Annotated in this window: 15 protein-coding genes; 1 reads left to right on the forward strand and 14 read right to left on the reverse strand. The window is 53.8% G+C overall.

The features are described from left to right. Nucleotides 1-182: 182 nt before the first annotated feature. From GURA_RS18155 to GURA_RS24445, 4 genes are read right to left on the reverse strand one after another with little or no spacing between them, the layout of a single operon-like run. Nucleotides 183-1,442, reverse strand: a complete 1,260-nt coding sequence (locus GURA_RS18155) for an HD-GYP domain-containing protein (RefSeq protein ID WP_011940375.1) — start codon at nt 1,440-1,442, stop codon at nt 183-185. A 56-nt stretch (nt 1,443-1,498) separates the two neighbouring features. Continuing rightward, nucleotides 1,499-1,915: a bacteriohemerythrin gene (locus GURA_RS18160; RefSeq protein WP_011940376.1), complete on the reverse strand. Its 417-nt coding sequence runs from the start codon at nt 1,913-1,915 to the stop codon at nt 1,499-1,501. A gap of 23 nt (nt 1,916-1,938) precedes the next feature. Continuing rightward, nucleotides 1,939-2,556 carry an HD-GYP domain-containing protein gene (locus tag GURA_RS18165; RefSeq protein WP_011940377.1) on the reverse strand — a complete coding sequence of 206 codons (618 nt, stop codon included), beginning with the start codon at nt 2,554-2,556 and terminating at the stop codon, nt 1,939-1,941. A 47-nt stretch (nt 2,557-2,603) separates the two neighbouring features. Continuing rightward, a complete protein-coding gene (locus tag GURA_RS24445; RefSeq protein WP_157046246.1) occupies nt 2,604-2,744 on the reverse strand; it encodes a hypothetical protein in 141 nt (46 codons plus the stop codon). Between the two features lie 216 nt (nt 2,745-2,960). On the opposite strand from GURA_RS24445, the gene GURA_RS18170 reads away from it, so the two are divergent. Beyond that, complete coding sequence (locus tag GURA_RS18170) at nt 2,961-3,395, forward strand: cache domain-containing protein (protein WP_041245547.1); 435 nt, start codon at nt 2,961-2,963, stop codon at nt 3,393-3,395. A gap of 389 nt (nt 3,396-3,784) precedes the next feature. Here the strand turns inward: GURA_RS18170 and GURA_RS18175 are convergent, their stop codons facing one another. The 10 genes from GURA_RS18175 to GURA_RS18220 form a co-directional block, all read right to left on the reverse strand. Next, on the reverse strand, nt 3,785-5,710 hold the full coding sequence (locus GURA_RS18175) for a PAS domain-containing sensor histidine kinase (protein ID WP_011940378.1): 1,926 nt from the start codon (nt 5,708-5,710) through the stop codon (nt 3,785-3,787). A 129-nt stretch (nt 5,711-5,839) separates the two neighbouring features. Then, on the reverse strand, nt 5,840-7,246 hold the full coding sequence (locus GURA_RS18180; protein WP_011940379.1) for a VWA domain-containing protein: 1,407 nt from the start codon (nt 7,244-7,246) through the stop codon (nt 5,840-5,842). Between the two features lie 2 nt (nt 7,247-7,248). Continuing rightward, on the reverse strand, nt 7,249-8,151 hold the full coding sequence (locus GURA_RS18185) for an AAA family ATPase (RefSeq protein WP_041246131.1): 903 nt from the start codon (nt 8,149-8,151) through the stop codon (nt 7,249-7,251). 203 nt (nt 8,152-8,354) lie between these two features. Further along, nucleotides 8,355-9,560, reverse strand: a complete 1,206-nt coding sequence (locus GURA_RS18190) for an iron-containing alcohol dehydrogenase family protein (RefSeq protein ID WP_011940381.1) — start codon at nt 9,558-9,560, stop codon at nt 8,355-8,357. Nucleotides 9,561-10,027: 467 nt separating this feature from the next. After that, nucleotides 10,028-11,125 carry a radical SAM/SPASM domain-containing protein gene (locus tag GURA_RS18195; RefSeq protein WP_011940382.1) on the reverse strand — a complete coding sequence of 366 codons (1,098 nt, stop codon included), beginning with the start codon at nt 11,123-11,125 and terminating at the stop codon, nt 10,028-10,030. A gap of 554 nt (nt 11,126-11,679) precedes the next feature. Then, the gene (locus tag GURA_RS18200; RefSeq protein WP_011940383.1) at nt 11,680-12,117 is read right to left on the reverse strand and encodes an MOSC domain-containing protein; all 438 of its coding nucleotides are present in this window, start codon (nt 12,115-12,117) and stop codon (nt 11,680-11,682) included. Nucleotides 12,118-12,257: 140 nt separating this feature from the next. Next, complete coding sequence (gene moaA / locus GURA_RS18205) at nt 12,258-13,235, reverse strand: GTP 3',8-cyclase MoaA (RefSeq protein ID WP_011940384.1); 978 nt, start codon at nt 13,233-13,235, stop codon at nt 12,258-12,260. A 52-nt stretch (nt 13,236-13,287) separates the two neighbouring features. Beyond that, nucleotides 13,288-14,661 (reverse strand): sigma-54-dependent transcriptional regulator, encoded by a 1,374-nt coding sequence (locus tag GURA_RS18210; RefSeq protein ID WP_011940385.1) that lies wholly within the window; start codon nt 14,659-14,661, stop codon nt 13,288-13,290. After that, nucleotides 14,649-15,857 carry a two-component system sensor histidine kinase NtrB gene (locus GURA_RS18215; RefSeq protein WP_011940386.1) on the reverse strand — a complete coding sequence of 403 codons (1,209 nt, stop codon included), beginning with the start codon at nt 15,855-15,857 and terminating at the stop codon, nt 14,649-14,651. The genes GURA_RS18210 and GURA_RS18215 overlap by 13 nt, the downstream gene beginning before the upstream one ends. A gap of 1 nt (nt 15,858) precedes the next feature. Beyond that, nucleotides 15,859-17,022 carry an iron-containing alcohol dehydrogenase gene (locus GURA_RS18220; protein WP_011940387.1) on the reverse strand — a complete coding sequence of 388 codons (1,164 nt, stop codon included), beginning with the start codon at nt 17,020-17,022 and terminating at the stop codon, nt 15,859-15,861. Nucleotides 17,023-17,765: the final 743 nt, after the last annotated feature.

Consider the following 17,765-nt stretch of genomic DNA (forward strand, 5'->3'; position numbering starts at 1 on the left):
GGGACCGGATTCTGTCGAAAAGGCGCTAAGGGAGCTGTTCTTTGGAGATCAAGGATAAGTTGTCAGGCGGTTTTCGGAGCTTAATATTGAGAGAGGAATCAGGGAAGATGGCTGCAGGACTCAGCGCTATATATGCAGGAATTGAAATATTTGGCAGGCTTTCGGAGGGCGGTACGCCCATGTCATCCGAAGTACTTCCTGATGCAGGCCCCCAGCTTCCCCCGCAACAGTCCCTCATCCTCGCGGCAGAGCTCTTCGTAAAAGGACGCGGCATGTTCCAGAAAAAGATCCGCAATGGCCGGATCGAAGTGGGTTCCCCTTGATTCCCGGATAATCCCTGTCGAAACGTCGAAGCTGAAAGGTTTTTTGTAGGGACGCCTGGAGGTAAGGGCATCAAACACATCAGCTACGGCAAATATGCGTGCGTTGAGCGGAATGGCTTCCGCCGTCAGCCCCCCCAGGTAACCGCTACCGTCAAATTTCTCATGATGGCAGCGAACCACATCAACCGCATCCTTCAGCCAGTCATAGCTACAGACAATGTCCTCGCCGTGCCTCACGTGGGTCTTCATTATCTCGAATTCCTCATCGGTCAACTTTCCCGACTTGAGGAGGATCGAATCCGTGATGGCGATCTTTCCCACATCATGCAGGAAGGCCCCCTTGATCAGCCCCTGCATGGCAGTGTTCGAGAGCCCTAACTTCTCCCCGAGGCGTACCGAGTAGATCGTCACCCGGTAGTTGTGGATATTGGTGTCGCTGTCTCGTTTGGCGATGGCACTTCCCAGCACCTCCAACATACCGATATTAGCCTGCGCCAGAATGTGCGAGTAATCGATGAGTTTGCGGTTGAGCCGGATTATGAGCGGATACAGCGATAAGCTTGTCACGAAAATTACCAGCACAAGCAAGATGAGAGACCAGAGGGTTTGGCGTTTTATCTGCGTTATGATCTCTTCGGGCGCATGATAAATCCCTTCCATGTAACCGAGTTTGGTTCCCGTGCGGCTATTAATCGGGACAAATACCCTCAGGTAGGTCTCATTGCCCACCATCATCTTCTGGCGGCGCACTCCCCCCTTCCGGGCAAAGTCGGAAGTATGCTTGGGAAGCCTGGTTTCCACCGCTTTGGCAGAAGGTTTTACCACCTCGGCGATTTTGTTCGAGCCGGCGTCATAGAATTCGACCACGATGAAGTTGCCGCGGTCAAATATGTCATGAATCTTACGGTTGAGAAGCGCAAGGGTCTGCCCGGAAGGGAATCCCAGATAGGTGGTAAACTCGGCGGAGTAGTTCGCGGCCTCGGTTTCGGCCATATTAACAACGTGATTGTCCAGTCGGGCATTGCCGAAATAATGGACCAACCCGCCGATCAATACCGACAAGACGAGCCAGACGGCCGCAAGCCTGAGTATCAGCCAGCGGTGGAGGTTATCAAACATTTATGGGTGCCCTCCTCATGTTTCCGGTTGTTTGGAGAAGGCGAGCAGACCGGCCGTCAGGATCCGGCCCCCCCGTTCTTCTGGAGAAACGCGGCGAACTCCATGTCGATGCGGCTGATATGTTGAATCAACCAGGCGACCAGTGTCTGGTTTGTCTGGATAACAAGCGGCAACGTTGCCCCTTCCCTCCTGAACTGGGATTCCAGCCGATCAACGTCCTCGGTGAAGCGTGTGTGCTGCGCTTTGTGCGCATCATACCCGGGGTAGTTATGCCTGAGCTGGAGCCGCTCCTCGGCGGCAAAATGGGATTTGATATAGTCATCGAGAAACAGCAGGAGCCGCAGCACCTCATCCCTCCCTTTACCTTCGTTGCATGCGCTCAGCAGGGAGTCGAACCGGCTGAACAGCTCTTTGTGCTGATTGTCGATTTCCGCCACCCCGGTCGCCAGATTGTTATTCCATTCGATAGACATGTAGTTCCTCCTTGTTTGGTTTATTAAATTGATTCGTTCCTAGGTACGACATGTTTCCAGTTTACAAGATCGAGCCAGAAATATTCCTTCTGCGACAACTTCAGGAAGGCGGCCACCACCTCCGGCATGAACATTCCTCCGGACTGAGCCTCGATCTGCCGGCAGATACGTTTCCTCTGGCCGAGAATGTTTCCCGATGTGCGCAGCAGCACCGCCACCCTGTCGGCCAGGTGCAGGATATGACTACCGAAAGGCGCCCCGCCACCCTGCCGTGGCCGGCCGTCGCCGTCATCCGACCTGACATGGTGGAAACGGATTATGTCTGCCACGCCGGCTAGCGGCTCAAAGCTGCTCAGCAGGCGCCACCCCATCTCGGCATGGCTATGGGGATTGTGAAATTCGAACTGCATGGTTTGCATCCGCTCCTGACCGGATAGTGCACCGATGTCATGAAGCTTGCCGGCCAGAAGCAGCTCGTTGCGATGCTTCTGCGGCAACCCCAGCTGGGCGGCCACGCTGTAGGCCACATAGGCGACCCGTTGGTGGTGATTGAAGAGCGCGGGGTTTACCAGATCAATAACGTCCGACAGACAGGTGATCAGATCGGAAAGCTGGATGTGCACTTTCTTTTTAACGAGCATGGGGCATTCTCTTTTTATCTGTCGCAGAAAAGCACCGCCCAGCGGCTTTATCGTGCGGTATTATTTTTAACAGGCCCAAAAATGACCAAAAAGGTCGTTTTTGTCAACATATTTCCTGCCAGGATTAAGGCACTTGATTTTTTGCAGAGGGGTTTTGCCTGGAATTGCTGAAAACGAACCTTTTTCATTTGTAAAAACTCCCCGCTGCCTTGACACCTCAAGATTAAATTTTTTCCATTTGCACAGCAACGGTCTAATGGTAGATTATTAAATGATTGAAGTTAAAACGTTTTAAACAAAAGCCACATAAAGAAAATACTCGCTCTGATATTTATTATATCGGCTTGCTCCTGTTTTTCTTTAGACTTGCGTCGGCAGGAACGGTGTGGGCGGAGGAGGCAAAAATGACCCGGAACGTATCCATGGATGAACTGGTGAAGTACGAAGTGCAGACCGCCATCAGTATGCTGGAGGCACTCCATGACAAAGTCCTGAAAAAGGAACTTTCCATGGAACAGGCAGAGAAACTGGGTGCCGACCTGTTGAGGAACCTTCGATACGGAGACAAGAACGAGGGGTATTTCTGGGCCGACACGCCGGAGGGTGTAAATGTCGTTCTGTACGGCAGGAAGGATGTAGAGGGGAAGAGCAGGTACGAAGCCAACATTATGGGAGTGGATTACGTCAAGGAGATTATAGCCAAGGGGTTGCAGCCGAACGGCGGATTCTCGGATTACTGGTTCACGAAAATGGGCGGAACGGAGTTAGTGCCGAAGCGCGCATATACCCTCCAGTTCAAACCGTTCGGATGGATTGTCGGAACTGGATACTATCCTTAATCCGGCCCACCGCGTGATGCCCAGCCGTACGCGAAAGGAGAGTCCGTCCGCAAGCCGGACGGGCTCTCCTTTTCCAGCAGTCTCTCTGCTTCCTGAGGGGGCTTATTCCAATTTCAAATCAAGGATGAAATCAGGTCTTGACGAATGTGAATTCGGTGGCCGGCTCGATAAGGGCCAGTACCTGCGGGCTGGTCGGCAGCCCCGTGCTGTCCGGCTGTTCCCTGCCGAGGAGCTGTTAATGAATAGCATGGTCAAAATTGCGCTCTGATTTAGGTCAGATTTGGCCGAACTGATTGAGCTAAACCGCAGACGTAGCACGGCTACGTTGAGGATTTGGCGATTGAAGATCGGCTAAAGATGACCTGAAGATGAGATGCAAGATGCCCATATTATTTGTTTACAGTTCCTTTCTTGTGACTGGCCGGCAAAAGCACCGTAAACTGCGTTCCTTCTCCGGGCCGGCTTTCCACCTGGATCTCGCCGCCATGACGCTTGATGATATTATACGTCAGGGCCAGGCCGAGGCCGATCCCCTTGCCGACCTCTTTGGTTGTAAAGAAGGGGTCCCAGATCCGGTCGATCTTATCCTGTGCGATACCGCAGCCGGTATCACGGATCCTGACGGAAACCGTCGTGTCATCCAGGTTCTCCGTCGTCAATTCCACCAGACCGGTCCCTTTGATCGACTGGTGGGCGTTTATCAGCAGGTTCATGCAGACCTGCCGCAATCCGGACGGATCACCCAGGACAGAGTGGAGGTCTTTGCTCAGATGGGTAACGACTTCAATCTGTCGATAGATCTGCTGGTGCCGCAACAGCTCAAGAATTTCCAGCAGGACCACGTTCATATCCACCTCGACAGCAGAACCGTCCGATTTCCTGCTGAAACTGAGCAGGTGGTCGATGATCCCCTTGCAGCGGTAGGACTCCCGGACGATTACTTCGAGGTAGTGCGGAAAGACATCCAGCCGGCAATCATCTTTCAAGGCCGGTTCGTCACGGAAACGCCTCAAAAGCCCTTCTGCGTAGCCCGCTATCGAGGTGAGAGGGTTGTTGATTTCATGGGCGATTCCGGTGGCAAGCACGCCGATGCCCGACATTTTTTCGGTCTGGATCAGATGCATTTCCTGCAATCTTTTTTCCGAGATGTCCCTGAAAAAGACGAGTGCCCTGTTTTTCTCTCCCAGTGCGTCTTTGATGGGGGTGGCGGTTATGTCAAAATACAGGGTTTTTTGCCCTTCCCGTACGGAAACCTGAGACGTCTCCACCCGCTCGCCCCGGAGAGCCCTTTCGACGGGACAAAGTTGCGGCATGGATGGAGTTTCCGGATGAAAGATGTCCCGGCAGGATTTCCCTGGAAGTATCTCCTTGGGATATAACTGCGGACTAATGAGATTATGATGCTGGATCAGGCCGTCATGGTCGTAGACCGTGATACCGTCGCTGATCGAGTCGAAGATCGCCTGAAGTTCGTTAGTTTTGTTTCTCAGCTCGACTTCGGCCTGTTTCCGCTCAGTGATATCCTGGGTCGTGCCGTAGAGCCGCACCACCTTGCCGGCACTGTTCACCGACGGCTCGACGATGGAATAGACCCACCGGCAGCTGCCCTCGCCGAACTGCAGGCGGTGTTCGATCTCATAGCTCTTGCCATGTTCGACACCCAGCCGCAGGTGCCACATGACGTTCTCACGATCTTCGGAATGTACCACGCTGGCAAAGGACTCCTGGGTGGCCTCGTCGCGGCTGAGATGCATGATGCGCAGCAGTTCGTCGGAGGCCTTCACCTCTGAGGTGGTCGGGTCGAAGCTCCAGGAGCCCACGTGGGTCATGGACTGGGCCTTGGCCAGGTTGTATTCGCTCTCCGACAGGGCCCGTTCGGCCAGTTTCTTCTCGGTTATGTCCACCAGCACGGCCAGACACTCTTCCCCCGATTCGGTGACCATGGCCTCAATACGCACAAATAGCGGCTGTTTGTCTCGCTGCGCAAGACCCAGCCGGCAGGTTTCCTTGCCTTGGCTGCAGAAGACCGTGGCGAGATAATTGACGAATACGAACCACTCATCATCGGCTACGAATTCCCCGAAACGCCTGCCCACCAGATCATTACGTTCGACACCCAAAAGGCGCACACCGGTCAGGTTGACCGACTGAATAACTCCTTCACGGTCGAAAGTAAAATAACCTACCGGAGCAAAATCGTAAAGCAGGGCGTACTTGTTCCTTGATGCCTCCAGTTCCTCCTGGAACTTGCGCAATTCCTCGATCTTCGTCTCCAACTCGAGTTGGTGAGCATGATTTTCACGGAATTGTTTCAAAGTTTGGTCACCTTATCATCTTCTTGTAGTTCACTCCAAGGGCGTCGGCGGTCCAGATGGAGACTCGACCATGGCGACGGTTACGGGAAACCAGGAGGCAGGATAGTTTGCCTTCGGCGGTGGCCGTTGTCACCAATGGCTGCGCCCGCCAGGGTCGAAACTCGGCTGACTGCCGCCACTTGTACCACGCTTATAGTAGTCCTTGGAATCATAGGTTTCCGCTGCTTTGGCTTCCTGCAGGCGTTTTTTGTCAATCGGATCTGCCCGGTCGGCATATATGTCTCGCAGCAGGTTTTCGACGACCATGCTCAGATCTTCCACCGTTTTTACTACCTCCACCTTGTCGCAATATGCGCCGTAGATATCCATCAGACAGTCGCCGCGACTCCAGGTATCACGATCTTCCGGGGTAAGCCAGAGCATATAGCGGGCCTTCTCGCGGATCTCGTCCAGCACCCAGTCGTTGGCCTCGTCGTAGTTGTTGCGTGCATCTCCCAGGATGATAAAGGCCGGTCTCCCCCGCAGGTTTTCCAGATACCTTTTCTTGAAGTTCAGAAACACCTGGCCGAAACTGCTATTTTCATCCAGATCAACGATGTCCCCCTTGTCAATGGTTTCCATCAGGTCGTTGACAGGCATGTTTGCCAGCATTTCTGTGATTTCCGCCACTTCCCGATTGAAGATGAAACTGCGGACATCCAGCATCTGATTATGCAGGGTATGAAGAAGCAGCAGCATGAAGCGGGAGGCATGGCTCACGGAAAAGCTGACATCACACAGAACCACCAGTCGCGGTTTTTCCCTCCGTTTTCGACGTAATGCCACCTGGAACGGCACCATGTCGTGACGGTAATTTTTCTGGATCGTCTTGATGACGTGGAGTTTTCCGCGATTCTGATTATTCTTCATCCGTTTCATATCTTTGCGCAGACGCAGCATCATGCGGGAAACCACGTCCTGCATGGCGGCCTGCTCTTCAGGCGTAAAGGTGACGCCCCTGTTGGTGCTGTTGCTCTTGTTAAGCTCGATCGTGAGCGGATTCTGCGTATAGCGTCGCGACGGCCGGGGCGCTTTCGACTTTCCGCGGTACCCCTTCATCTGGACAACTATTTCAATACCATCCGTGTCGTCCGGATCAATCTCTGTCAGGCTTTTCAGCTCGGCTAAATCTTCCGGATTGATATCGCTGTCAAGTTTGAGCAGCGGGCCGTTCTCATCGTGATCGTCACCCGGCAGTTGGTCGAGGTAGTTGAATTCCCCCTCCATGCCGATGATGGCGGCGTCCATGAGATCGGGAATATCGACGTCCGGGTCGACAGACTGGAACCGGCTGAAAAAACGGTTGAAGACCTCATTGAATACCGGAATGTCATTGACATTCTTCACCAGAGTCAGACGCAGGAGCCGCCGGGTCAACCGGCGCCGTTCCATTCCGGCCAGCGCCAGGGCCTGGACCGCATCCAGGCTTTCACCTGGTGATACGCGGATGCCGCTTTCACGAAGAGCGGCGACGAAACGGGTGATTATTCGTTCCATGGCTAGCTCATTTCCTGCACAGCCAGTTCCGTAACCTTCTGCAGGTCTGTCTGGTGTTTGGCAATCACGCCGACGGTATTGGCTACCACCTCCGGTGTAAGCTGTGTCGCCTTCATGATCGAAAGCACCTGTGCCCAGTCAAGGGTTTCGGAAACACTGGGGGGCTTGCGCAGATTCAGTTCGCGGGCCTTACGCAGGAATGCCACCATCTGCTGTGCCAGATCCCCGCAGAGGTCGGGGAATTTTGCCCGGACGATCGCTACTTCCCGCTCCAGCTCCGGATAACCGATATAGAGATACAGGCAGCGCCGGCGCAACGCGTCGGAGATCATCCGCGTGCCGTTACTGGTCAGGATCGTCAGCGGCTTTCTCTTGGCCTCGATTACCCCCAATTCGGGGATCGAAACCTGAAAGTCGCTCAGACACTCCAGAAGCAGCGCTTCGAATTCATCGTCGGAGCGGTCGATCTCATCGATAAGCAACAGCGAACGTTTTTCGGACAAGAAACTGCGCAGAATCGGTCGCTGTACCAGGAAATTTTTTGAAAAAAACAGGCTCTCTTCGGCAGAAAGACGCTCGACGGCTTCCCGCAGGTCAGCTGATACGGAGAGGTAGGTATCTAGCTGGGTACGCAGCAATTGGGTATAGAGCAGCTGTTTGCCGTACTCCCAATCATAGAGTGCCTTTCCCTCGTCGATCCCTTCGTAGCACTGCAGTCTCACCAGGGGAAAATCCAGGGCAGAGGAGAGGGCCTTGGCCAGGCCGGTCTTCCCTACACCGGGAGGGCCTTCGATCAGGATCGGCTTCTCCATGTGGATGGCCAGAAAAACGGCGGTGGCGATGGCATCGTCGGCGATGTAGCCACTTGTGTTGAGAAGATCCTTAACCCCTTGTTCGGTAATCATGATGGCCTCGTAACGTTGAATTTTATATCTGTTAGTACTGTCTTTCATTGCAATCTTTGCGCCGGCAAGAGAACATTGTTTTAGATATTCAGATGCGGTGCGGACAGCTAATAAAATAAGCCGCTGGCGCCCGGTGAGGGACATCTTCCCTCCGGGGCCAGCGGCATAAAATTACAAAGTCAGGCAACGAATTACTATAATAATTACATGCACTGGTGGAAGATGCCGATCATATCCTGCAGACCGGTATCGGTTGGGTTGCCCTCTGTGCAGATATCGTTCACGGAGAAACGCGACAGGCCTTCTACGTCTTTTTCAAGCAGACCGAGATCCGTGAAGGTCTTGGTGATGCCCAGATCGGCTTTCAGTTCCAAACAAGCCTGAATAAATGCTTCGCCAGCTTTCATATCGGACATTCCGCTTACGTCAATACCGGCAGCCTGTGCCATCATCCTGAAGCGCTCCGGGCAGGCCGGCAGGTTGAACTTCATGACCGGACCGAGACCGATGGCATTGCAGAGACCATGAGGAGCATCGTACATACCGCCCAGAGCATGGGCCATACTGTGAATAAGGCCAAGACCGGCGCTGTTGAAGCTGTAGGCGGCGGCCATTTCAGCCCATACCATCGCCTCGACAGCTTTGTCGTTGTTTCTGTTCATTGCCGATTGACGCAGGTTGCCGAAGATCAGCGAAATGGCGCTCAGGCCGGGGCCGTATGCGGAGACAACACCCAGACGGGATGTGATTGCTTCAACGCCGTGAGCAAGGGCATCCATGCCGGTGTAACCGGCCAGGTCGCCAGACATACACTGGTGGATCAGCGGGTCATTGACGGATTTGCTGGGTGTACAGTTGGGATCGAACAAGGCCATCTTGTACTTCTTGTCGGTATGGTTGATGATCGAGAAGCAGGACACTTCCGAACCGGTACCTGAAGTGGTGTTGATGGCAAGCTGGGGAATCGTGTTGGCCTTGGTTGCCTTGAAAGCACCTTCAAAGCTTCTGACATCCTGACCGTCATGGCTGTGAACGAGTTTGATGGCCTTGCAGCAGTCGTGGGAGCTGCCGCCGCCGAGGCTGATGATACCGTCGAATTTGCCGGCGGCCAATACCTTGGCGCCTGCCATGACTTCATGATCTTTCGGGTTCGGTGTAACTTTGTCAAACACCTCGGAAGCAACCCCGGCAGCCTTCAGTACGCCCTGGATTGTCTCGACAATGCCGGTGCCGCGCAGGCCGGTAGTTACGATCAGCGCATTGGTCATACCCAGCGCCTTGGCGTCATTGCCAACCATCGTATGTGCACCCCAACCGACATTTACGGAAGGATATGCGTGCATCATCTTGATCGGGTATTCCAGCCTTTCGTTCTTCAGGGTCCGTTTTACATCTTTGTTGTGAGACATAGGTACTTCCTCCTTGTGTGATGTGTGCTCTTTACGTTGCAGTTTTTATTTAGTGCTTTAAAACGATACGGCCACCGGGACTAAGACTCTTTACTGACTTAACTACCACCCCCTTATAACTTCGTTTTAGTATATTTCTGACAACCATGGAAAGAACCGCTTTACACTACTATATGGTTCAACTTGGCCTCATAACCCATGACATAGCAAGTTAGATGCCAATAGAAACATTGGTTTATTTTTGCCACTTTTAGGCGCTTTGCTGTGATTTTAAGAATATAGCCAGCCGGGCATTGCGGGGAATTATGAAACATTTTTTTAAACAATAGCCCTGTTTATGCCTCAGCAGCGCTATGGATATTATCCACACTGGGGAATTTCACCACGTTGATTAAAGGAAGGGGATCAGAAATAGAGGGAGAAATACAAAAAAAATGCAGTAATCCGGTTAATCGTCAGAATAATTCTCAAGAGTTAAAGGAATTTTGTCGATGTATATTCCGTCTCAGCTCACACCGGTCGTCTGGCGCCAGAAAGTCTCCACGGCTCCCCCACGCCCGCCCCATGCATCCACCGGCGCAGGCGAACCTGCCGGGACACTCCCGGCACTCCGCTATTGCGTCCACTCGGCAGAGGCTTGTCTGCAGCAGGGATGACCAGAGAGAAGCTCCCTCGGCAAAGGCCACGGCGAGATTTTTCCCCCATACCCCTGAAACCGAGTAATCATCGGTATGGCACAGCACACAGGGGTACAGTCTGCCGCCCGGTGTGATATATGGGTTTTCGACAAACGTGCAGCATTCCGAACGTGGGGCATCTTCCTTGCGCCACTCCAGGGCTGCCACATTGCCGATTTTATCATAGAGATCCCGGAAGCAATGGTCGGTATCGTAGCGGCGCAGTAATCGCCGATACTGATCCAGACCGGCAGGAACGACCAGAGATTCTTCTTCTGCCCGCCCGCAAAGGACAAGGGAGCCGGTGACTACGGAACCGACACCCAGCTCGGCTGCAAGCTCGAGAAGAGCAGGAATCTCATCCAGATTGTGGCGCATCTCCGTAAAGAACAGCGTAATATGCCGCGCCAACCCTCCCCGGACGAGCAGCCGCACCCCTGCCAGCGCCCCAGCAAAGGCCCCTTCCCCTCTCACGAGGTCATGGGTCGGCGCCGCAGCCCCATCAAGGCTGACCTGAACAGATAGCCGCGGAAACTCCAGTTCGCGCAGCACAGATACTGCATCGTCATCGAACAACATGCCGTTGGTCTGAATTGAGACGTCGCATAACCCGATTGAGCGGCCGAACTGCATGAGTTTCAACCAGGCGGGATGGCAGAGCGGCTCCCCGCCGGTGAAGCGAATCCCCGCGCCGCCAAGCGCCACGAACTCCTCCATCAGCCGGCGCAGCGTCCGTTCCGGCACATGAGCAGCAGCAGAGGACCCACCCGCTTCGACCCAGCAATGCCGGCAGGTGAGGTTACAGGCGCCGGTTATGGCGAGCGTCAACGTTTTAGGGGGACGTACTCCCGCGCGTGATAGGATTTTCACAGCTTCAGATGGCAACATTAGTTATCCTAAGCGGACAAGCCGAAACCAAAATATTTTTATTTCACGCAACGACGCGACGACGCAACGTTTTAAAACCATGAACCATAATTTTAAAATGCCTTTCGTCGCGTCGTCGCGTCGTCGCGTCGTCGCGTCGTCGCGTGAGTCATGCCTTGCTTTAACAAAGTGCAACGCCGGTGCCAAGCAGTAAAACAGCGGTTGCCTTGCTTTACGACTGTTTTCAAAGGATTTTGAGGCAGGCCATCAACGACGGACTATGGCGTTCGGTAGTTGTCTAAACCGCGTTACTGCAAATGGTTACAAAATGGGTATTTTATCCACAGTGTAGATATATTACCCATTTAGTCCCCGAAAAATGACATGAAAGTGGCCGGATTTTACAGAAAGCGCCTACAGCGAGGAAAAATCATGGACTAAATATAAGAATTGAGGCGGCACAGCGAAGACTTATCCTCGCCCTCAAAAGACAAGGCCCCAAACAGTGTAGAGAAATGCAACAGTGAAACAGGAAGGTGTGCGATCAACGCAAAGCAATACGGACAGACAGTTTTCTATGCATCGAGACGGCAGATCAAGGCGCCGACCGAAACGGTCCCGCCTTTGATGACCCTTGCGAAGATCCCCTCTTTAGGCATGACGCAGTCCCCTGCCTGATAAAAAATAGCGCAGCGGTTGTGACACTCCTTGCCGATCTGTGTTACCTCGATGACGGCATCGCCCACTGCCAGCCGGGTGCCGATCGGCAGGGCTACGAGGTCGAGACCGCGGGTCGTGATGTTTTCGGCAAAATCGCCGGAATCGACATCGAGTCCCAAGGCCCGCATCTTCGCAATGCTCTCCGTAGCGAGCAGGCTCACCTGTCGGTGCCAATCACCCGCATGGGCATCGCCGACTATGCCGTGGTTTTCCTTCAGTTCTACAGCGTCTACCGGCGTTTTGCGCTGGCCTTTCTCTTTGCTGATACAGACAGCGACAACAGTTGGTGTCATTGGGTCTCCAAAGGCATGTTCGAGGTTCGAGGTTCGAGGTTCGAGGTTCGAGGTTCGAGGTTCGAGGTTCGAGGTTCGAGGTTATTTTTGCTTTTCAACATCGAACCTCGAACGTAGAACGTAGAACCGGTTTTAGCTGTTCATCCGCCGATGGCCGACATGGCAAACGGCGTGTGCTGCTGTTCCGCAGACTCAAGTGAGTGCCTGCCCGGCTTACGGGCAACGATGTCGTGCAACGCCACCGCAAGCCCCGATTCGTCCCCCGCGGCAAGAAAGGGTTTAAGATCGTATCCGATGTCGGAAAAGAGGCAACTCCGCGCCCTGCCGCTTGCTGTAACCCGAATACGGTTGCACTCATCGCAAAAGTGCCCGGAAACCGGGGTAATGACACCAATGGTGCCGGCAGCACCGTCAATTCTGAAGGTTCTGGCCGGACCGGCCGATGCATCCCGCTCCATTGGCGAGAAACGGAATCGATTGCCGATCCGGTCGAGGATCGTTTCCCCAGGCACAATGAGATCTTCCCAGTTGTCAGCCCGGATTGCCGGCATGTACTCGATGAAGCGGACCGTCAGGGGCCGATCGAGCGTCATTGCGGCGAAATCGAGAATCTCTCCGTCGTTGACGCCGCGCATGACAACCACGTTGATCTTGAGCGGGAATCCTGCCTGTTCCGCAGCAGCAATGCCCGCCATCACCCGATGCAGATCGGCCCCCCGGGTGATGCCGGCAAAGGTTTCCGGTTGAAGGGAATCGAGGCTGATGTTCAAGCGCTGCACCCCCGCCTGCCGCAGACTTTCAGCCATTTCGGCCAGATACAGTCCATTTGTCGTGAGAACGAGCTGGCGCAAGCCGGGGATGGCGGCCAACCGCGTAAGAAACGGGACGATCCCCTTGCGCACCAGCGGCTCCCCCCCAGTGACCCGAATTTTTTCGATACCTGAGGCAACGGCGGTTTTGGCAACGAGCAGGAGTTCCTCATAGCTCAGGATATCGTTGTGGGTGAGCAGAGGGATGCCGTCTGCCGGCATACAGTAAACACAGCGCATGTTGCAGCGGTCGGTTACTGAAAGCCGCAGGTAATTGATCGTCCTGCCGAAAGTATCTGTCAGCTCCATGGTATCACCTCTTGCAGGGGGGGGATTTACTACGTCCTGCAATGCCTTGCGCCTACACGGCGAGGCCGTAACGTTCCAGCTTAGTGTAAAGGGTCTTGCGGTCGATTTCAAGTACCTTCGCAGCCTTGCTCTTGTTCCCCTCCAACTTCTCGAGCACCTTCTGGATATAGTCACGTTCGACGACCCAGAGCGGCAGCGGCAATACGTCGGGCAAACCGGTGACGGCAAACGACGGCGCAGTTTTGGGCGGCGAAAACGGCAGCAGGTCGGAAGAAATAATCTGGTCGGTTGCCAGGATACTGGCACGGCGGATGGTGTTCCGCAGCTCCCTTACGTTTCCCGGCCAGGAATAGGCGCAGAGGGCAGCCATTGCTTCCTCGGAGATCTCCCAGTTGGCGCTGCCGCTCTCGTTGGCGCTTTTAAGAAAATAGTACGAAAGCGGTATGATATCTTCCGGCCGCTCCCGCAAAGGGGGGATGTTGATGGGGAGGAGGTTGATGCGGTGGAACAGGTCTTCCCGGAACTCGCCACGATTCACGCAATCCTCGAGCTTTTTGTTGGAAGCGAAGACGAACCGGACATCTACGCTGATGTCGTGGTTCCCCCCCATGCGTCGGAAGGTGCCGGTCTCCAGGATACGGAGAAGCTTCACCTGTACATCCAGCGGCATTTCCGATATCTCGTCCATGAACAGGGTACCGGTGTCGGCCAATTCGAAGAGACCGGCCCGACCTTTATTTGCGCCGGTGAAAGCCCCCTGCACATGGCCGAATAGTTCGCTCTCGGCGGTGTTGGCGCTGAGCCGGCCGCAATTGACCGTTACAAAAGGCTTGTTGGCCCGACGACTGGCGTCGTGGACGGCCCGGGCGAACAGTTCCTTGCCGGCGCCGCTCTCTCCGCAGATGAGGACATGCTCGTCGGTGGCCCCCCAACGCCGGACGGTTTCAAGTACCTTTTGGATGACCTGGCTTTTGCCGACAATACGGTGTTGGTCAAGCTTGCTGATTTCCAGTTTCAGATTGATATTTTCCAGACGCAGGCGGTTTTTTTCATTGGCCTTGTCGATCACCATCTCCAGTTCATCCAGCTTGACCGGCTTGGTAAGGTAGTCATACGCCCCATACTTGATGCATTCGACAGCCGTTTCGATGGTACCGTGGCCGGTAAAGACGATAACCTCGGGGATTGTCGATTCGGTCCGCATCTGCCTGAGAACCTCCACCCCGTCCATCCCCGGCATCCTCATGTCGAGAAGAACGACATTGAAAACCTCCTGCCGGTATTTGTCGAGTCCTTCTTCACCGTCAGACGCTGATTCGACCTTGTAGCCGCTCCGGGTAAGTTCCATGTGAAGGAGCTCCCGTAATGGTTTGTCATCTTCTATAACAAGAATTTTTGCCTCTTTGCGCGTTACTACTGTTGACATGCTGGAAGCCTCACCGTGAATTTAGATCCTTCTCCATGCTTACTTTCTACGTGGATCTCGCCGCCGTGCTTCTTAATAATATTATAGGTAACAGCCAGGCCGAGGCCAAGCCCCTGGCCCACATCTTTCGTGGTAAAGAACGGATCCCAAATCTGGTCCATGAGAGATGAAGGGATGCCGCACCCGCTATCGCAGATAGTGGCGGTCACCACTCCGTTCTGATCGAAGGTGGCAATTTTTATCATCCCGGGTCCGTCAATGGCCTGGAGAGCGTTCATAGTCAGGTTCATGAAAACCTGTCGTAGACCGGCCTCATCCCCCTTAATCATAGGCAGGTCCGGCTGCATGGATTCCTGTATCTCGATTTTTTCATTGCGGGCCTTATGCCGAACCAGTTCCAGGACCTCATTCAGGATCTTATTGAGATCCACAAACCCGACCGAACCCTCCGATTTCCGACTGAAACTCAGCAGACTGTCAATAATCCCCTTGCACCGGTAAGACTCGCGGATTATGACCTCCAGATATTTCTTGAAATCTTTGAGCCGGTTGTCCTCCACCAGTCCAGTCTCATCGCGGAACCTTCGCAGCAAGGCTTCGGCGTAACCGGCCACGGAGGTGAGCGGGTTGTTGATCTCGTGCGCCACACCAGCGGCAAGCATGCCGATACTCGACATTTTCTCGGCCTGCACAAGTTGGAGCTCGTTAAGCCGCTTTTCGGTAACATCCCGGATGAATACGAGCGCGCGTGTTTGTTCGTTGGGATCTTCAATCGGGGTCGCCGTGACGTCGAAATAACGGCTTTCTCCGATCCCTTTCGTCGTTGTAAAGGAAATCTGCATGCTCTTGCCGGCCAAGGCCTGTTCTACCGGGCATTGCTGGGGCGAATGGTCGCTTTCGGGGTGAAAAAGCGCCCTGCAACTCCGCCCGACAAGGGTTTCCGTGGGGAACAGCCTGGGACATACGTGATTTCGATGCTGAATGCACCCATTATGATCGTAGATGACCACGCTGTCACTAATGGCATCAAAGACAGCCTGGAGTTCATTGGTTTTGATCCGCAAACCAAGGTTGGCTGCCTCCAATTCCTGGATTTTCTGTTTGACTTCCGAATAGAATCCGATCTTTGAGCTTTCAAGGCCCAGCAGACGTTCGAGATTCGGTTCGTCAATCAGTGTTCGCTTTGCTTCTCCCATCTCAGTAGGCCCTTTCGAGAATTGCCAGGAGGTCTTTTTCATCGGCCTGGCGTGGTGAAGTCACGATGCAAACGTCTTTGAGAGCCTTTCGGGCCAGTTCCGGCAAATCCTTGCGTACAACACCCAGACTTCTCAGGCTCCGGGGCGCACCAGCGGCTTCGAGCATGGAAACCAGCGTTTCCTGAACCACTTCCGACGCAGTGTTAGTGCTCCCGTCAGTCCGGTGGCCGAGGCCCCAGGCCAGTTCCGGCAGTTTTTCCGTTACGACCGGGATGTCATACTTGATCACTTCCGGCAGCAGTACCGCATTGATGCTGCCATGGTTCGCGTCGTAGAGTCCGCCGATCGGGTGAGCCAGGGCATGGACAATGCCGAGAAGGGAATTGGAAAACGCCATCCCGGCGTGAAGGCTGGCCCTGGCAAGATTCTCCAGGTCGGCTGCTTTTCGCTCCCTGACTGCCTCGACCAAGCTGGTCGAAACAAGGCGTAATGCCTTAATGGCATGGACGTCGGTGAGGGAGGTGGAAGCCACTGAAAAAAAGGCCTCAAGCGCATGGCTGAGAGCGTCGGTTGCAGTAGTGCAGACATACTCGTCAGGAAGGGTTTCAAGGGTATCCGGGTCGGTCAGGCTGATGTCGGGAGCGACGCAGCGGCTCATGATGGTCAATTTGCAGTGCTGCTCGGTGTCGGTGATGATGGCGAACTGGGAAACATCGGAACCGGTCCCGCAGGTGGTCGGACAAAGGACAAGCGGAGGAAGTGGACGGAAAATCTTGTCGGACCCTTCGAAATCCTTGATCCGCCCGCCATTGGAAACGAGTATGGCGATACCTTTGGCCGCATCCATGGCGCTCCCCCCTCCAAGCCCCACAATGACATCGGCCCCGTGACGAATATATTCCAGGGCTCCAGCCTCCACCTCCACATCCTTCGGATTCGGCGTGATATTATCGTAGAAAATCACCTCAAGCCCCGCATCCATGATGTTTTTGATGGCCTTGTCCACCCATCCGGCGCTGAAGAGCCCCTGATCGCTGACCAGAAAAACCTTGTGACCACCCAGGCGTCGGGCGCACGAGCCGATCTGGCTCAGCAGCCCTCTGCCGAAGATGATCTCCGGCACTTCGAATTTGCAGTGATGAAGATTGCTCTCCACATTAACCATATCTAGCCTCTTGCTTATTTTAACATAGTTCTAGTGTTCCGAAATCCAAATTTTCAGTCCCATCTTCGTGTATTAATACTATTTACAATAGCAATAGGTATGCCGATATGTCAAACAAGGTTTTACTATTTCAAATTATTTAATTTTTGTTTTTGCCTGCCGCCCCCCTCTCATTCATTAACGATTTGATCGCTTTTTCCACGTTGTGGCGGGAAATTCTCCACGGTGTGGCTATTCTCCACACCATTTATTCTCTTTTGCGCCAGGATCTATTGACGGCGAACTAAGGCGAACTCACCACGCAAATTCTTTTTTACACGTTTTTACAAGCTCTGGCGGCAAATTTTCATGAACGCTTTGCAGAAAAAAAATAATGTTTTATTTATGGCACTCACGTTGCAGAACTAGTCTCGAAAAGCGGTCGGCGCACCGGGCGACGGCAGTAAAGAGAAGCAAAAAGTGCAGAGCGCATCAATGCTCTGACGGCAGGCGTGAAGCAGGAATAGACATTAGGGGTAGGACTCGCCCCTAACCTGTAAACTGAATTTCACAAGCAGATGGTTATCCCTCTGATCATTAAAATAGTATTTTATGATAAAAGGGATGGTCGTTGTCACATCCATACAGGATGTCATTAAGGGCTCACTGAAAGGCCGATAATTGCCGGTTCAGCCATGATCCGAATAAACGGTGTGCAGGCAGGCAGTTGAGCCACTCACTATTTGCCCAGCCCTTAATTGTCA

Source organism: Geotalea uraniireducens Rf4, from assembly GCF_000016745.1.
GTDB lineage: Bacteria > Desulfobacterota > Desulfuromonadia > Geobacterales > Geobacteraceae > Geotalea > Geotalea uraniireducens.

What these genes read in the sequence shown, in the direction of transcription:
- GURA_RS18180 (WP_011940379.1), bottom strand. Translation starts at nt 7,246, where the DNA reads ATGGAACGAATAATCACCCGTTTCGTCGCCGCTCTTCGTGAAAGCGGC.
- GURA_RS18190 (WP_011940381.1), bottom strand. Translation starts at nt 9,560, where the DNA reads ATGTCTCACAACAAAGATGTAAAACGGACCCTGAAGAACGAAAGGCTG.
- GURA_RS18185 (WP_041246131.1), bottom strand. Translation starts at nt 8,151, where the DNA reads ATGATTACCGAACAAGGGGTTAAGGATCTTCTCAACACAAGTGGCTAC.
- GURA_RS18195 (WP_011940382.1), bottom strand. Translation starts at nt 11,125, where the DNA reads ATGTTGCCATCTGAAGCTGTGAAAATCCTATCACGCGCGGGAGTACGT.
- GURA_RS18200 (WP_011940383.1), bottom strand. Translation starts at nt 12,117, where the DNA reads ATGACACCAACTGTTGTCGCTGTCTGTATCAGCAAAGAGAAAGGCCAG.
- GURA_RS18215 (WP_011940386.1), bottom strand. Translation starts at nt 15,857, where the DNA reads ATGGGAGAAGCAAAGCGAACACTGATTGACGAACCGAATCTCGAACGT.
- GURA_RS18220 (WP_011940387.1), bottom strand. Translation starts at nt 17,022, where the DNA reads ATGGTTAATGTGGAGAGCAATCTTCATCACTGCAAATTCGAAGTGCCG.
- moaA (WP_011940384.1), bottom strand. Translation starts at nt 13,235, where the DNA reads ATGGAGCTGACAGATACTTTCGGCAGGACGATCAATTACCTGCGGCTT.
- GURA_RS18210 (WP_011940385.1), bottom strand. Translation starts at nt 14,661, where the DNA reads ATGTCAACAGTAGTAACGCGCAAAGAGGCAAAAATTCTTGTTATAGAA.
- GURA_RS18155 (WP_011940375.1), bottom strand. Translation starts at nt 1,442, where the DNA reads ATGTTTGATAACCTCCACCGCTGGCTGATACTCAGGCTTGCGGCCGTC.
- GURA_RS18170 (WP_041245547.1), top strand. Translation starts at nt 2,961, where the DNA reads ATGACCCGGAACGTATCCATGGATGAACTGGTGAAGTACGAAGTGCAG.
- GURA_RS18165 (WP_011940377.1), bottom strand. Translation starts at nt 2,556, where the DNA reads ATGCTCGTTAAAAAGAAAGTGCACATCCAGCTTTCCGATCTGATCACC.
- GURA_RS18160 (WP_011940376.1), bottom strand. Translation starts at nt 1,915, where the DNA reads ATGTCTATCGAATGGAATAACAATCTGGCGACCGGGGTGGCGGAAATC.
- GURA_RS24445 (WP_157046246.1), bottom strand. Translation starts at nt 2,744, where the DNA reads ATGAAAAAGGTTCGTTTTCAGCAATTCCAGGCAAAACCCCTCTGCAAA.